Annotated in this window: 17 protein-coding genes; 11 read left to right on the forward strand and 6 right to left on the reverse strand. The window is 73.8% G+C overall.

Going from position 1 to position 13,297, the window contains the following annotated elements:
• The first annotated feature begins 72 nt into the window (after positions 1 to 72).
• The gene (locus KPL57_RS37265) at positions 73 to 1,122 is read left to right on the forward strand and encodes a nitronate monooxygenase family protein (protein WP_226355229.1); all 1,050 of its coding nucleotides are present in this window, start codon (positions 73 to 75) and stop codon (positions 1,120 to 1,122) included.
• Between the two features lie 7 nt (positions 1,123 to 1,129).
• Here the strand turns inward: KPL57_RS37265 and KPL57_RS37270 are convergent, their stop codons facing one another.
• The gene (locus KPL57_RS37270; protein ID WP_226355230.1) at positions 1,130 to 1,375 is read right to left on the reverse strand and encodes a DUF397 domain-containing protein; all 246 of its coding nucleotides are present in this window, start codon (positions 1,373 to 1,375) and stop codon (positions 1,130 to 1,132) included.
• Positions 1,376 to 1,629: 254 nt separating this feature from the next.
• On the opposite strand from KPL57_RS37270, the gene KPL57_RS37275 reads away from it, so the two are divergent.
• Complete coding sequence (locus tag KPL57_RS37275; protein WP_226355231.1) at positions 1,630 to 1,845, forward strand: hypothetical protein; 216 nt, start codon at positions 1,630 to 1,632, stop codon at positions 1,843 to 1,845.
• A 26-nt stretch (positions 1,846 to 1,871) separates the two neighbouring features.
• On the opposite strand, the gene KPL57_RS37280 is transcribed toward KPL57_RS37275, so the two are convergent.
• Positions 1,872 to 2,096 (reverse strand): hypothetical protein, encoded by a 225-nt coding sequence (locus KPL57_RS37280; protein ID WP_062400338.1) that lies wholly within the window; start codon positions 2,094 to 2,096, stop codon positions 1,872 to 1,874.
• Positions 2,097 to 2,286: 190 nt separating this feature from the next.
• Here KPL57_RS37280 and KPL57_RS37285 point away from each other — a divergent pair, with 190 nt between their 5' ends.
• The 3 genes from KPL57_RS37285 to KPL57_RS37295 all read left to right on the forward strand — a co-directional run bounded on the left by KPL57_RS37285 (position 2,287) and on the right by KPL57_RS37295 (position 4,145).
• Positions 2,287 to 2,577, forward strand: a complete 291-nt coding sequence (locus tag KPL57_RS37285) for a hypothetical protein (RefSeq protein ID WP_226355232.1) — start codon at positions 2,287 to 2,289, stop codon at positions 2,575 to 2,577.
• 156 nt (positions 2,578 to 2,733) lie between these two features.
• Entirely contained in the window at positions 2,734 to 3,555 is an 822-nt protein-coding gene (locus KPL57_RS37290; protein ID WP_226355233.1) for a Bax inhibitor-1/YccA family protein, read from the forward strand.
• Between the two features lie 146 nt (positions 3,556 to 3,701).
• Positions 3,702 to 4,145 (forward strand): hypothetical protein, encoded by a 444-nt coding sequence (locus tag KPL57_RS37295; protein WP_226355234.1) that lies wholly within the window; start codon positions 3,702 to 3,704, stop codon positions 4,143 to 4,145.
• A 64-nt stretch (positions 4,146 to 4,209) separates the two neighbouring features.
• Here KPL57_RS37295 and KPL57_RS37300 read toward each other — a convergent pair whose 3' ends face one another.
• Positions 4,210 to 5,430, reverse strand: coding sequence for an acetyl-CoA C-acetyltransferase (locus KPL57_RS37300; RefSeq protein ID WP_226355235.1), 1,221 nt, complete (start codon positions 5,428 to 5,430; stop codon positions 4,210 to 4,212).
• Between the two features lie 112 nt (positions 5,431 to 5,542).
• On the opposite strand from KPL57_RS37300, the gene KPL57_RS37305 reads away from it, so the two are divergent.
• Genes KPL57_RS37305 through KPL57_RS37315 form a run of 3 tightly spaced genes read left to right on the forward strand, consistent with a single transcriptional unit; the run spans position 5,543 to position 8,578 of the window.
• On the forward strand, positions 5,543 to 6,004 hold the full coding sequence (locus KPL57_RS37305; RefSeq protein ID WP_226355236.1) for a pyridoxamine 5'-phosphate oxidase family protein: 462 nt from the start codon (positions 5,543 to 5,545) through the stop codon (positions 6,002 to 6,004).
• A 19-nt stretch (positions 6,005 to 6,023) separates the two neighbouring features.
• Positions 6,024 to 7,394: a cystathionine beta-synthase gene (locus KPL57_RS37310; protein WP_226355237.1), complete on the forward strand. Its 1,371-nt coding sequence runs from the start codon at positions 6,024 to 6,026 to the stop codon at positions 7,392 to 7,394.
• A gap of 38 nt (positions 7,395 to 7,432) precedes the next feature.
• Positions 7,433 to 8,578, forward strand: a complete 1,146-nt coding sequence (locus KPL57_RS37315; protein ID WP_226355238.1) for a cystathionine gamma-synthase — start codon at positions 7,433 to 7,435, stop codon at positions 8,576 to 8,578.
• Between the two features lie 15 nt (positions 8,579 to 8,593).
• On the opposite strand, the gene KPL57_RS37320 is transcribed toward KPL57_RS37315, so the two are convergent.
• Positions 8,594 to 8,821 carry a hypothetical protein gene (locus KPL57_RS37320; protein WP_073577681.1) on the reverse strand — a complete coding sequence of 76 codons (228 nt, stop codon included), beginning with the start codon at positions 8,819 to 8,821 and terminating at the stop codon, positions 8,594 to 8,596.
• Between the two features lie 91 nt (positions 8,822 to 8,912).
• Here KPL57_RS37320 and ilvA point away from each other — a divergent pair, with 91 nt between their 5' ends.
• The gene (gene ilvA, locus KPL57_RS37325; protein WP_226355239.1) at positions 8,913 to 10,136 is read left to right on the forward strand and encodes a threonine ammonia-lyase; all 1,224 of its coding nucleotides are present in this window, start codon (positions 8,913 to 8,915) and stop codon (positions 10,134 to 10,136) included.
• Between the two features lie 114 nt (positions 10,137 to 10,250).
• Here the strand turns inward: ilvA and greA are convergent, their stop codons facing one another.
• Entirely contained in the window at positions 10,251 to 10,739 is a 489-nt protein-coding gene (greA, locus tag KPL57_RS37330) for a transcription elongation factor GreA (protein WP_174525543.1), read from the reverse strand.
• Positions 10,740 to 11,284: 545 nt separating this feature from the next.
• Between greA and mca the strand changes: the two genes are divergently transcribed.
• Together mca and KPL57_RS37340 are read left to right on the forward strand one after the other, a co-directional pair.
• The gene (mca, locus tag KPL57_RS37335; RefSeq protein WP_062404173.1) at positions 11,285 to 12,163 is read left to right on the forward strand and encodes a mycothiol conjugate amidase Mca; all 879 of its coding nucleotides are present in this window, start codon (positions 11,285 to 11,287) and stop codon (positions 12,161 to 12,163) included.
• Between the two features lie 92 nt (positions 12,164 to 12,255).
• Positions 12,256 to 12,567, forward strand: a complete 312-nt coding sequence (locus KPL57_RS37340; protein ID WP_083658998.1) for a hypothetical protein — start codon at positions 12,256 to 12,258, stop codon at positions 12,565 to 12,567.
• A 25-nt stretch (positions 12,568 to 12,592) separates the two neighbouring features.
• On the opposite strand, the gene KPL57_RS37345 is transcribed toward KPL57_RS37340, so the two are convergent.
• On the reverse strand, positions 12,593 to 13,219 hold the full coding sequence (locus KPL57_RS37345) for a hemolysin III family protein (RefSeq protein ID WP_226356643.1): 627 nt from the start codon (positions 13,217 to 13,219) through the stop codon (positions 12,593 to 12,595).
• Between the last annotated feature and the right edge of the window lie 78 nt (positions 13,220 to 13,297).

Here is a 13,297-nt window from a genome sequence, read left to right on the forward strand (position 1 = left end):
GCGGGGACGGGGCCGATCCTTCCCGCCCGCGGCGCCCGGGTCCACCCGCGGTGGAGTGGCACACTCGCGACGGTGAGCGCACGGAGCCGGGCCGAGTCCTTCTGCACACGCCACGGGCTGCGCGTGCCCGTCCTGGAGGCCCCGATGGCCGGGGCCTGTCCACCGGAGCTGGCGGCCGCGGTGGCCGCGGCCGGCGGCATGGGTGCCGCGGGCGTCGTGAACGACACCCCGGAGGCGATCGCCGACTGGGCCGCCCGCTTCCGCGCGCTCGCCGGGACCGCGCCGTTCCAGCTCAACCTGTGGATCCCCGACCCGCCCGCCGACGACGACGTGGGCCTGCAGACCGCCTACCTCGACACCCTCGGCGGCGCAGCCGCCCCGCCCGGCGGCCCCGGGCCGTCGTTCGACGACCAGTTCGCCGCCGTCCTGGCCGCCCGGCCCGCCGTCGTCTCGACGATCATGGGGCTGCTGCCGGCCGACCGGGTCGCCGCGGTGCACTCCGCGGGCTGCGCCTGGTTCGCGACGGTCACCACGCGCGCCGAGGCCCTCGCGGCGGAGCGGGCGGGGGCCGACGCCGTCGTCGTGCAGGGCATGGAGGCCGGCGGGCACCGCGGGACCACCGACCCCGCCGACGCCGAGGCCGTCTCGGTCGGGCTGCTCGCGCTCGTCCCGTGGGTGGCCGACGCCGTCGGTGTCCCGGTGGTCGCCGCCGGCGCGATCGGCGACGGCCGGGCCCTGGCCGCCGCGCTCACCCTCGGCGCGAGCGCGGTGCAGGTGGGGACGGCGCTGCTGCGCAGCCCCGAGGCCGGGATCGACGACGGCTGGTCCGCCCGGCTCGACGGCCTGGACCCCACCGGCACGACGACCACACGTGCCTACACCGGCCGGCTGGCCCGCGGCATCGCCACCGACTACGTCCGCGCCTGGACCGTGCCGGGCGCCCCGGCCCCGGCGCCGTACCCCCACCAGCGACGCCTGGTGGCCCGCTACCGCGCGGGCGAGCCCGGCGCGGTCGACCGGGTCAACCACTGGGCCGGGCAGGCCGCGGGACGTGCGTCGACCGACCCGGCGTCCGAGGTCGTCGCCCGGCTGTGGCGCGAGGCGGACCCGCTGCTGCCGTGAGCCCGGCTCAGTCGCGGACGGGGTCGACCATGTCGTCGAACTCGCCCTTCTTGGCGCCGTCGACGAACGCGGAGATCTCGGCCGGGGTGTAGACGAGCACCGGACCCTCGGGGTCGCGGGCGTTGCGGACCGCGACCTGGCCGTCGTCCAGGACGGCGAACTCCACGTTCTGCCCGTCGGCGGTCCCGCCGGCCGGGCGGCGCCACGTCACGGGGCCGAGATCTGCTGCGCGCGTGCCGTTCGGGTGGGACATGGGGACCTCCGGATGTGTCCGCTGCGTCCGTTTGACTGCGGAGAGTGTCGAAAGACTGTGCAGGCGATCTTGCATCCGCACGTGTCATCCGTGACGATGGAACGACCGACACGCTGAGGGGGCCCGTGAATGCGCCGGTCGACGCACGGATCTGCCGTCGGGTGGATGTCGTCGTGACCGCCGGACGGACGAACGGGGCCGGCGGGCCCGACGTCCTCACGGTGACGTCCGTTCTCGACGGTCGTGCACACAAGGTGACCGACTCGGAACTCTGCGCACCGCACTCGATGCGGACCGGCCGGTACGCGGCCCTGTGCGGCCACCTGGTGTCCCCGGCCCCGCTGATCGACGTCGCCGGGACCCCGTGCGGCCGCTGCGTGCAGCTCGACCCGACGCCACCCCCGGAGGAGACGTCGCGGCGCCCCGCCCGCCGGCGCGGCTGGGGCCTGCGCCGGGTACTGCCGGCCTGAGTCGTCCGGTACCGGAGCGGGACCCGTCAGCGGGCGAGCCGCTCCGGGTCGGTCTGCTCGTGGCGGCGCAGCGGTCCCCGGGTGCGCCTCTCCAGGTAGCGGCGACCCGAGCGGGTCAGCTTGCTGAGGGTGTTGGGGCCGCGGCGGCGCTCGACGGCGTCGCCGATCTTGCCCAGGAGCCAGGCCAGCAACGGTGCACCGACCGCCAGGAGCAGCCATACGCGCAGGTGCCGGGAGAGCAGGGCCCACATGTCCGGACCGTCCTTTCACTGGGGCGACGGAGGCGCCGTCGCCGGACGCGCCGACAGTAGTGCGGCCCGCCCGGGTGCGCCCGCTGCGAGGTGACGGCCCGTGACCGACCCGCGACGGGATCGTTGTACGACGTGAGGGTGGGTCCGGCTGCCCCCGGCCGGGCGCCCGCTTCTGCGAGGAGGTTCGCCCGTGTTCGCTCCGGGTTCCGGCAGCGTGGTGGTCGTCGCCGTCGCGCTGCTCGTCGTCGCCGCCCTGGTCAGCCCCGCAGGTCGCCGTGCCGCGGTGGCCGCGCTCGGCTCGGTCGGACGCTGGCCCGCGTTGATCCGCGCCGAGATGCGCGGTGACGCGCCGCTGTCCGACGGGCGTGCCGACACCGCCGACGACCGTCGCTTCGACACCACGCCCGAGATGCCGGCGGTGCGTGCCGAACCGCTGCCGCCGACGTCGACGTTCCCGCAGGTGAGACACCCGGGGCGGTGATCATCGCCCGTTGTGGGAGACGGGACTGACGCCGGACGCCCCGGACGCGGTAAATTTTCTTTTACCAGCGGGAACCCCCGGCGCTCCCTCGGCGTTGCACACGTGTGAGGGCCTGCCAGAGGTGGGCCCCGCACACGTCCGTCGAGGAGGATCCAGGTGCGCTCCACGAGCAACCCGGCGTTCCGCAACCTGCCCACACAGAAGCAGGGCGGCTACGCCACGTTCGACCGCTCGGGTGGCGGCATGATGGGCGGGGGCGCCGCCATGGCCGGCTCCCAGTCGTCCTACGTCGACCCGACCCAGGCCACCCAGGACACGGGCCGGCCGATCACGGTCGACGACGTCGTCCAGAAGACCGCCATCAGCGCTGCCCTGGCTCTGGTCGCGGGCACCCTGACCGTGCTGTCGGGGCTCTACATCCTGGCGCTGCCCGCGTTCATCGTCGGGTTCGTCGTGTCCCTGATCGTCATCTTCAGGCAGAAGCCCAGCGCCGTCCTGACGCTGCTCTACTCCGGCTCGATGGGTGTCGCCCTCGGCGGCATCACCGGGTTCATGCAGATGGACCCGAACCTCCGGGGCATCGGCGTCCAGGCCGTGATCGGCACCGCCGGTGTGTTCTTCGGGATGCTGGTCGTCTACAAGACCGGTGCCGTCCGGGTCACCCCGCGGTTCACCAAGTGGATGATGGGCGCGCTGATCGGCGTCGTCGTCCTCATGCTGGCCAACCTGGTCGCGAGCTTCTTCATGGAGGGTGGCTTCGGCCTCCGCGACGGCGGCCCGCTGGCCATCCTGTTCAGCATCGTCGTGATCGGTGTGGCGGCGTTCAGCCTGCTGCTCGACTTCGACGCCGCGGACAACGCGGTCAAGGCCGGTGTCCCGGCGAAGTACTCCTGGTACCTCGCGTTCGGGCTCATGACCACCATCGTCTGGCTCTACATCGAGATCCTGCGCCTGCTGAGCTACCTGCGCCAGGACTGACCGGTCACCCACGACCCGGCCCGTGAGGGCCGGGTGCGGCCGGAATCGCCCCCTCCGGTCGCGCGCGCCGCGGACACCTCCGGTGTCCGCGGCGTCGTCGTGTCCGGGGGTGGTCCGGCGGGGCCGGGAGTCGTAGCGTCGGTGTCGTGCCCGGGAACGACCCGGTCGTCACCGGGATCGCCATCCTCCTGGGGATCGCGTTCGGGCCCGCGGTGCTGGTGGGGCTGCTGGTGCGCCTGCCCCGTCTGGTGCGCTGGGTCGCCGCGCGGCACCGCCGCCCGGCGCCGCCGCGCCCGATCGGGCCGCCTCTGGAACGGCTCGTCGCCGACCTGCGCCGCCTCGACCGGCTGCGCCGCGGGCCGCAACCGGCCACCCGCGTCCGGCGCCTGGCGCTGCTGGCCGCCTACGACGACGTCCTGCTCGACGTCTGCCGGGCCGTCGGCGTCGAGGACCCGCCGCTGCGCGCCCACGTCGAGGCGGGCGGGACCCAGGGCGCGCTCGACGCCGAGCGTGAGCTCGCGCGGCTGCGGACCGAGGCCGAGATCGAGGCCACCGGCGTGCGCATCGACCCGCCCGGCCACGCGGCCTGACCCCGTGACGCCGACGGGCCGGCCCGCACGAGGCGGACCGGCCCGTTCGCGGGACGGAGTGGGGTCAGGCGAGGTTCTCGACGACCAGCGCCATGCCCTGGCCGCCGCCGACGCACATCGTCTCGAGCCCGTAGCGGCCGCCGGTGCTGCGCAGGCCGTTCATCAGGGTCGTCGTGATGCGGGCGCCGGTCATGCCGAACGGGTGGCCCAACGCGATCGCGCCGCCGTGCACGTTCAGCTTGGCCTCGTCGATGCCCAGGTCGCGGGCGCTGGGCAGCACCTGCGCGGCGAAGGCCTCGTTGATCTCGACCAGGTCGATGTCGTCGATCGTGAGCCCGGCGCGGTGCAGCGCCTGCTGGGAGGCCTCGACCGGGCCGTAGCCCATGATCTCCGGCGACAGCCCCGTGACACCGGTCGAGACGACCCGGGCCAGCGGCGTGACGCCGAGCTGCTCGGCCTTCGTGTCGGACATGATCACCAGGGCGGCGGCGCCGTCGTTGAGCGGGCACGCGTTGCCGGCGGTGATCCGGCCGTCCGGGCGGAAGACCGGCTTGAGCTGCGAGATCTTGTCGTAGGTGGTGCCGGGGCGGGGGCCGTCGTCGGTGTCGACGACCGTGCCGTCGGGCAGCGTCACCGGGGTGATCTCGCGCGCGAAGAAGCCGTCGGCGATGGCCTTCTCGGCGCGGTTCTGCGACTGCACCGCGAAGCGGTCCATGTCCTCGCGGGACACGTCCTTGTACCGCGCCAGGTTCTCCGCGGTCTGCCCCATGGAGATGTAGGCGTCCGGCAGGAGGCTCTGGTCACGCGGGTCGGTCCAGCTCTCGGCGCCCTTCTCCGCGGTCCCGGCGGTGCGGGCCTCGGCGTCGGCGAACAGCGGGTTGTGCGTGTCCGGCCAGGAGTCCGACGTGCCGCGGGAGAAGCGGGAGACGGTCTCGACACCGGCGGAGACGAACACGTCGCCCTCACCGGCCTTGATCGCGTGCAGCGCCATCCGGGTCGTCTGCAGCGACGACGAGCAGTACCGGGTGATGGTGGTGCCGGGCAGCGAGTCGTAGCCGAGCTGGATCGCGACGATCCGGGCCAGGTTGTTGCCCTGCTCCCCACCGGGCAGGCCGCAGCCGAGCATCAGGTCGTCGATCTCGGCCGGGTCCAGCTGCGGGACCTGGCCCAGGGCGGCGCGGACCATCTGTACGGTCAGGTCGTCCGGGCGCATCCCGGCCAGGGAGCCCTTGTTGGCGCGGCCGATCGGGGACCGGGCCGCGGCGACGATCACGGCTTCGGGCATGGGACGTCCTCCTCCATCGCAGGTACCTCTCGAACCGACCCTACTCGTCGGTAACCGATGATCGGGAGACGGCGTGACGAAACCGTCAGGGGTCCGCGGCATGCTCTGGTCCATGACGTCGTGGGGAGACTTCCGGCGGGCCGAGCCCGCGTTCGCCGACCTGTCCGAGCGGATCCTGCGGCGGGGGATCGCGCTCGTGATCGCGACGCTGCGCGCCGACGGGTCACCGCGCGTCTCCGGGATCGAGGTGGTCCTGGACGACGCCGGCGGTGACACCGAGCTCTCCTTCGGGTCGATGCCGGGCGCCCGCAAGGGCTCCGACCTGCGGCGGGACCCGCGGTTCGCGCTGCACGCCGCACCGGCCGACCAGTCCGGCGGGGACCTCGGGGACGGCGACCTGAAGGTGTCGGGCCGGGCGGTGCTGCAGGGCCCGCTGTCCGGGCCGGTCACCGGGGACGCGTTCCGCGTCGATCTCACCGAGGTCGTCTGGACCGGGCTGAACGACGAGCGGAACCGTCTCGTGGTGCGCTGGTGGACCCCCGGTGGCGGGATGCACGAGGTCTCGCGCGAGTGAGCGGTGCGAGGATGCGTGCATGCGCTACGTCGAGCACGTCGTCGACCTGGTCGGGAACACGCCCCTCGTCCGGCTGGGAGCGACGGCCGCGGGCATCGCCCCGCCGGTCCTGGCCAAGGTCGAGTACCTGAACCCCGGTGGATCGGTGAAGGACCGCATCGCCCTGCGGATGGTCGAGGCCGCCGAGGCCTCCGGTGAGCTGCGCCCGGGCGGCACGATCGTCGAGCCGACCTCGGGCAACACCGGGGTCGGGCTGGCGATGGTCGCCCAGCGCAAGGGCTACCAGTGCGTGTTCGTGTGCCCGGACAAGGTCGGGGAGGACAAGCGCAACGTCCTCAAGGCCTACGGCGCCGAGGTCGTGGTGTGCCCGACGGCGGTCGAGCCCGACCACCCCGACTCCTACTACCAGACCTCCGACCGGCTGGTCCGCGAGATCGAGGGCGCCTGGAAGCCCAACCAGTACGCGAACCCGGCCAACCCCGAGTCGCACTACCACTCGACCGGCCCGGAGATCTGGGAGCAGACCGAGGGCCGGATCACCCACTTCGTGGCGGGGATCGGCACCGGCGGCACCATCTCGGGCATCGGGCGGTACCTCAAGGAGAAGTCGGACGGCGCCGTGCGGATCATCGGCGCAGACCCGGAGGGCTCGGTCTACTCCGGCGGCACCGGGCGCCCCTACCTGGTCGAGGGCGTCGGCGAGGACTTCTGGCCGACCACCTACGACCGCGACGTCTGCGACGAGATCGTCGCCGTCTCCGACGCCGACTCGTTCGAGATGACCCGCCGCCTCGCCCGCGAGGAGGCGCTGCTCGTCGGCGGTTCCTGCGGGATGGCGACCGTCGCCGCCCTGCGGGTGGCCGCGACGCTGCCCGCGGACGCGGTGGTCGTCGTGCTGCTGCCCGACGGTGGCCGCGGCTACCTCGGCAAGGTCTTCAACGACCGCTGGATGGCCAGCTACGGCTTCCTCCCGCCGTCGCAGGGCGCGACCATCGGCGACGTGCTGCGGCGCAAGGACGGCGCGCTGCCCGCGCTGGTGCACGCCCACCCCAACGAGACCGTCGCCGACGCCGCGCTCTACCTGCGCGAGTTCGGTGTCTCCCAGATGCCGGTGGTCAAGGCGGAGCCGCCGGTCATGGCGGCCGAGGTCGCCGGGTCGGTCAGCGAGCGCGACCTGCTCGACGCGCTGTTCACCGGGCGGGCCAAGCTCTCGGACCGGCTCGAGGACCACATGTCCGAGCCGCTGCCGACCCTCGGCGCCGGTGAGTCGGTGCAGGACGCGATGGAGGCCTTCGCCAAGGCCGACGCCGCGCTGGTGCTGGAGGACGGCAAGCCCGCGGGCGTCGTCACCCGGTCCGACGTGATCGCCTTCCTCGGCGGCAACGCCTGATCCGGCCCGCATGGGCGCCGGGAGTAGCCTCGGCGCCCATGCAGGGCTTCTCCACGCGCGCGATCCACGCCGGCCAGGTCCCGGACCCGACGACCGGCGCGGTGACGACGTCGATCCACACCAGCTCGACCTACGCCCAGGACGGCGTCGGCGGTACCCGCGGGGGGTACGAGTACTCCCGCAGCGCCAACCCGACCCGGACCGTGCTGCAGGACCAGCTCGCCGCCCTGGAGGGCGGCCGGCACGCGCACGCGTTCGGCTCGGGGATGGGGGCGACGGACACGCTGCTGCGGATCCTGCTCAAGCCCGGTGACCACCTGGTCATCCCGCACGACGCCTACGGCGGCACGTTCCGGCTGGTCGACAAGGTGCTGTCCGGGTTCGGCGTCGAGCACACCCCGGTCGACCTCGCCGACCACGACGCCCTGCGCGCGGCGCTGCGGCCCACGACCAGGGTCGTGTGGTGCGAGACCCCGACCAACCCGCTGCTCGGCATCGCCGACATCGCGGCGCTGGCCGGGGTGGCGCACGAGGCGGGCGCGCGGCTCGTCGTCGACAACACCTTCGCCTCGCCGTACCTGCAGACGCCGCTGGCGCTGGGCGCCGACGTCGTCGTGCACTCCACGACCAAGTACGTCGGCGGCCACTCCGACGTCGTCGGCGGTGCACTGGTCACCGACGACGACGCGCTGTCCGAGCAGATCGCGTTCGTCCAGAACTCCACCGGCTCGGTGCCCGGCCCGTTCGACGCGTGGCTGACCCTGCGCGGCGCGAAGACCCTCGCGGTGCGCATGGAGCGCCACTGCGACAACGCCGAGCGCGTCGCCGAGATGCTCTCCGCGCACCCCGCGGTGGCCTCGGTGCTCTACCCGGGCCTGCCCGGGCACCCCGGCCACGAGGTCGCGGCCAAGCAGATGCGCCGGTTCGGCGGGATGGTGTCGTTCCTCGCCGCGGGCGGGCGCGACGCGGCGCTGAAGATCTGCGCGGGCACCCGGCTGTTCACCCTCGCCGAGTCGCTCGGCGGGGTCGAGTCGCTGATCGAGCACCCGGGCGAGATGACCCACGCCTCGACCGCGGGGTCGATGCTCGAGGTGCCGGACTCGCTGGTCCGGCTGTCGGTCGGCATCGAGGACGCCGACGACCTGCTGGACGACCTGCGGGCCGCGCTCGACGCGGTCCGGTAGCGGCGCCGGGCGGGCTCAGCTGCGCGACTGCTCCGGCGACGGCGCGGGGGGCTGGACCACCGGCGGCGGCGGGATGACCAGGTCACCCGGGTCCACGCAGCCGCCGACCAGCGACCACGTGCCGTCGCCGCGGGCCTCGTAGCGGCCCGGGTCGGCGCAGCCCGCGTCATGCACGGTCGCCACCGCGAGCGCGGCCAGTCCGGCGGCCAGCAGCAGCGGTGCTGTCGTGCGCAGACGCGTCATTCGCGAGTCCCTCCCGACACCGGGCGCGCAGGAGACGTCACGCCCGGTGAGACATCGGCGAGGTTACCCGGGGCGGTGCGAGACTGCCGGGATGGCCGCCCCCGTCATCCCCCCGGTCACCGCCGACGACGTGCTCTCCGCCCGCGAACTGCTCTCCGGCGTCGTGCGCACCACGCCCGTCGCCGGTGCCCGCGCCCTGTCCGACCTGACCGGTACCCCGGTCCGGCTGAAGTGCGAGAACCTGCAGCGCACCGGCTCGTTCAAGATCCGCGGTGCCTACACCCGCATCGCCCGCCTCTCCGACGACGAGCGCGCAGGCGGCGTCGTCGCGGCGTCGGCGGGCAACCACGCCCAGGGCGTCGCGCTCGCCGCACGGCTGCTGGGCGTGCGCGCCACCGTGTACATGCCCGAGCGGGCGGCGCTGCCCAAGGTCGACGCGACCCGCGGCTACGGCGCCGAGGTCGTGCTCACCGGCCGCACCGTCGACGAGGCCGTCACGGCCGCCACCGCGGCCGCCGAACGGTCGGGTGCGGTGTTCGTGCACCCCTTCGACCACCCCGACATCATCGCCGGTCAGGGCACCGTCGGCTGCGAGATCCTCGACCAGGTCCCCGACGCCGGCACCGTGCTGATCTCCGCGGGCGGCGGTGGGCTGCTCGGCGGGACCGCGGCGGTCCTGCGCGCCGCCCGCCCGGACATCCGGATCGTCGGGGTGCAGGCCGCGGGTGCCGCGGCCTGGCCGTCGTCGCTGGCGGCGGGTGAGCCGATGCCGGTCGGCGGGATGCGCACGATGGCCGACGGGATCGCCGTCGGACGCCCGGGCGACGTGACGTTCGCGCAGGTCAGCAGCCTGATCGACGAGATGGTCACGGTGTCGGAGGACGCGTTGTCCGCGGCGCTGCTGCACTGCCTGGAACGGGCGAAGATGCTCGTCGAGCCGGCCGGTGCCGCGTCCGTCGCCGCACTGATGGAGCAGCCCGACCGCTGGCCGGGACCGGTCGTGTGCGTGCTGTCCGGCGGCAACGTCGACCCGCTCGTGCTGCTGCAGGTCATCCGGCACGGGCTGGTCGCCTCGTCCCGCTACCTCACCCTGCACCTGCGGATGCCCGACCGCCCCGGCGCGCTCGCAGAGCTCCTTGCCCGGGTCGGTCGGCTCGGGGCCAACGTCACCGACGTCGCGCACTCGCGGATCAGCGGCGCGCTCGCGGTGGGGGAGGTCGACGTCGAGCTCAGTGTGGAGACGCGGGGGCCCGAGCACCGCGACGCCATCGTCGCCGACCTGCGCGAGGCCGGGCACGCCGTCGCCACGCCCTGACCCGCCCTGGCCCGCTGCGACCGCCCTGACCCGTTCGGAGACCGGCTCCGACCGGCTCCGACGCGCGAACGGGCCCGGCCGACCGGCCGGGCCCGTCCCGCGGGTGGTCGTGGGTCAGCCGGTGAAGGCCTCCACCGACACCAGCGTCACCTTCATGGTTCCGCCGTCGGGCAGCTGGTACTCGCGGGTGTCACCCGGCTTCGCGCCGAGCAGCGCCGCGCCGAGCGGGGAGTTCGGGGAGATGACCTGCAGGTCGCCGTGGCTGCCCTCCTCGCGGGAGCCGAGCAGGACCTTCTCGGTCTCGTCGTCGTCCTCGTAGCGGATCTCGAGGACGGTCCCGGGGGAGGCCTCGTCGGAGCTGGACGGCGCGGTGCCGACCTGGGCGGTGCGCAGCAGCTCCTGCAGCTGACGGATCCGGGCCTCCTGCTGGCCCTGCTCCTCGCGCGCCGCGTGGTAGCCGCCGTTCTCCTTGAGGTCGCCCTCCTCGCGGCGGGCGTTGATCTCCGCGGCGATGACGGGCCGGTTCTCGATCAACCCGTCCAGCTCGGCCTTCAGCCGGTCGTAGGCGTCCTGGGTCAGCCAGGTGGCCTGGGTGTCCGTCACCGTCATCAACTCCTCCAGGAAAACAGGACGTGTCACCGCCGGGACGCCTGGCGCCCGGCGGGCACACGGGGGTGGCGGCTCCGAGCGGCACGCCCCGAGTAAGGAAAAACACGACCCGCCTGCGGGTCGTGTGGGGCTCACCTTACCACGGAGCGTGCCGCTCATCGCAGCCTTTCGGTGAACGGGCGCGCGTGCCGGATAGTTCCCTGTCGAGGAATATTCGCAGGTAACGGGGTTGTCGACGCCCACGCCGCCGCCCCGGTCGCGTCGGCGTCAACCGTCCGTCGCAGACAGGCGCCCCGGCGGGAACAGATGGTGCGGGTGACGGCGTTGCCGATGCCGGAGCCCGTGCTCGGCGCGGTTCCTGTCGGTCCCCTCTGCCAGGATCGTCCCTGAGCACGACCTCGCCGCCCGCCGCCGGCAGACCACCGGTGCGGGACCCGAGTCCGGTGACCGTGGAGGAACCCGCCCCGATGGCTACGCAGTACACCCCGTCCGCCCCGCGCCCGGTCCAGCCGCCGGCGCCCGGCGAGCGTCCCCGGTTGATGACGGTGCACGCCCACCCCGACGACGAGTCGTCGAAGGGCGCGGCGACCACCGCCCGGTACGTCGACGAGGGTCACGAAGTCATGGTCGTGACCTGCACCGGCGGTGAGCGGGGCAGCATCCTGAACCCCGCGATGGACCGGCCGGACGTCCTGGAGAACATGACCGCGGTCCGCAACGCCGAGATGGCCCGCGCCGCCGAGATCCTCGGCGTGCAGCACGTCTGGCTCGGCTTCGTCGACTCCGGCCTGCCCGAGGGCGACCCGAAGCCCCCGCTGCCCGAGGGCTGCTTCGCCCTGGGTGACGTCGAGGAGCAGACCGCGGCGCTGGTGAAGGTCATCCGCGAGTTCCGCCCGCACGTGATCGTCACCTACGACGAGAACGGCGGGTACCCGCACCCGGACCACATCCGCACCCACGTCATCTCGATGGCGGCCTGGGAGGCCGCGGGCGACCCGGCACGCTTCCCCGAGGCCGGGGCCCCGTGGCAGCCGATGAAGCTCTACTACGGCCACGGCTTCTCCAAGGCCCGGCTGGAGGCCTTCCACAACGCGATCGTCGAGTCCGGCCAGGAGTCGCCGTACGCGGAGTGGCTGGAGAACTGGAAGAGCGACCGGCCCGACCCCGGCACCCGGGTGACCACCAAGGTCCCGTGCTCGGACTGGTTCGGCCGGCGCGACGACGCGCTGCGCGCACACGCCACCCAGATCGACCCGGACAGCAGGTTCTTCTTCACCCCGCTCGAGGTGCAGGCCCGGGTGTGGCCCACCGAGGACTACGAGCTGGTCCAGTCCCTGGTCGACACCGAGGTCCCGGAGGACGACCTGTTCGCCGGCATCCCCGTCGAGGTCGGCGGGGAGCGCCGTCGCGCCGGATGAGGGCGCGCGGGCTCCGCGGGTAGCCTGGTCACCGGCCCCTCCCGCAGCTGCGGGGTGGTGCCGGTGATCCGGGAACCGGAGTACGGAGGCGCGTGGCGGTGCAGGTCGAGAACGTGACGGCTGTGGTGAACCAGGTCGTGACGGGCCTGCTCGTCCCGATGCAGGACCGGCCCCCGCCCCCCGGGCAGCTGCCCGAGTTCGGCAACGCGGCTCCCGCCGGGCTGGCGATCGTGCTGCTCCTGCTGCTCGCGACGGTCTTCCTCATCCGCAACATGAGCAAGCGGATCACCCGGCTCCCGGAGTCCTTCGACGGTGAGGACACCGCGGAGGGCGGATCCGACCCGGCCGGCACCGCATCCGGGACCGCGACCGACCGCGGCGAGCCGGGACCGGCCCGCTCCTGAGCCGCCGACCCGCGGACGCAGCGGGTCAGCGCAGCAGCACCAGCCAGATCGCGACGTGGTGGCAGGCCCAGGCCAGCACCGTCGCGGCGTGGAAGAACTCGTGGTAGCCGAACGTCGCGGGCCACGGGTCGGGCCGTCGTAGCGCGTACATGACCGCGCCGACGGTGTAGAGGGCCCCGCCGGCGAGCAGCAGCACGAGCGCGGCCACGCCACCGCCGGCCAGCAGCCCGGGCAGCACGAACACCGCGACCCACCCGAGCGCGACGTAGATCGGCACCCCGACCCAGGCCGGCGCGGTCGGCCAGGCGAGCTTGAGCGCGACCCCGGCGAGTGCCCCGCCCCAGACGACGGCGAGCACCCAGGTGGCGGTCGCCGCGGGGAGCGCCAGCACCGAGACCGGCGTGTAGGTGCCCGCGATGAACAGGAAGATCATCGAGTGGTCGAGGCGCTTCATCAGCCGTCGCCGGGCCGGGTCGACCCAGGTGTGCCGGTGGTACAGCGCACTGATCCCGAACAGGCCGAACGTGGTCAGCGTGTAGACGGCCGTGGCCGCGGCCGCGAAGGCCCCGACGAGCGCCCCCGCGACACTGATGAGCGCGGCGCACGCGAACACGGAACCGACGAGGCTCCACAGGTGCAGCCAGCCCCGCATACGGGGCTTGAGCGGGGCGGACGGGGCGATACTCACGCACCCCGACGTTACGGGTCGCGACGGCGGGGGTCCCGTCCG

The sequence above is a fragment of the Pseudonocardia sp. ICBG601 genome, from assembly GCF_020496245.1.

What these genes read in the sequence shown, in the direction of transcription:
- mca (WP_062404173.1), top strand. Translation starts at nt 11,285, where the DNA reads ATGACGGTGCACGCCCACCCCGACGACGAGTCGTCGAAGGGCGCGGCG.
- ilvA (WP_226355239.1), top strand. Translation starts at nt 8,913, where the DNA reads ATGGCCGCCCCCGTCATCCCCCCGGTCACCGCCGACGACGTGCTCTCC.
- KPL57_RS37315 (WP_226355238.1), top strand. Translation starts at nt 7,433, where the DNA reads ATGCAGGGCTTCTCCACGCGCGCGATCCACGCCGGCCAGGTCCCGGAC.
- KPL57_RS37345 (WP_226356643.1), bottom strand. Translation starts at nt 13,219, where the DNA reads ATGCGGGGCTGGCTGCACCTGTGGAGCCTCGTCGGTTCCGTGTTCGCG.
- KPL57_RS37280 (WP_062400338.1), bottom strand. Translation starts at nt 2,096, where the DNA reads ATGTGGGCCCTGCTCTCCCGGCACCTGCGCGTATGGCTGCTCCTGGCG.
- KPL57_RS37320 (WP_073577681.1), bottom strand. Translation starts at nt 8,821, where the DNA reads ATGACGCGTCTGCGCACGACAGCACCGCTGCTGCTGGCCGCCGGACTG.
- KPL57_RS37310 (WP_226355237.1), top strand. Translation starts at nt 6,024, where the DNA reads ATGCGCTACGTCGAGCACGTCGTCGACCTGGTCGGGAACACGCCCCTC.
- KPL57_RS37300 (WP_226355235.1), bottom strand. Translation starts at nt 5,430, where the DNA reads ATGCCCGAAGCCGTGATCGTCGCCGCGGCCCGGTCCCCGATCGGCCGC.
- KPL57_RS37305 (WP_226355236.1), top strand. Translation starts at nt 5,543, where the DNA reads ATGACGTCGTGGGGAGACTTCCGGCGGGCCGAGCCCGCGTTCGCCGAC.
- KPL57_RS37270 (WP_226355230.1), bottom strand. Translation starts at nt 1,375, where the DNA reads ATGTCCCACCCGAACGGCACGCGCGCAGCAGATCTCGGCCCCGTGACG.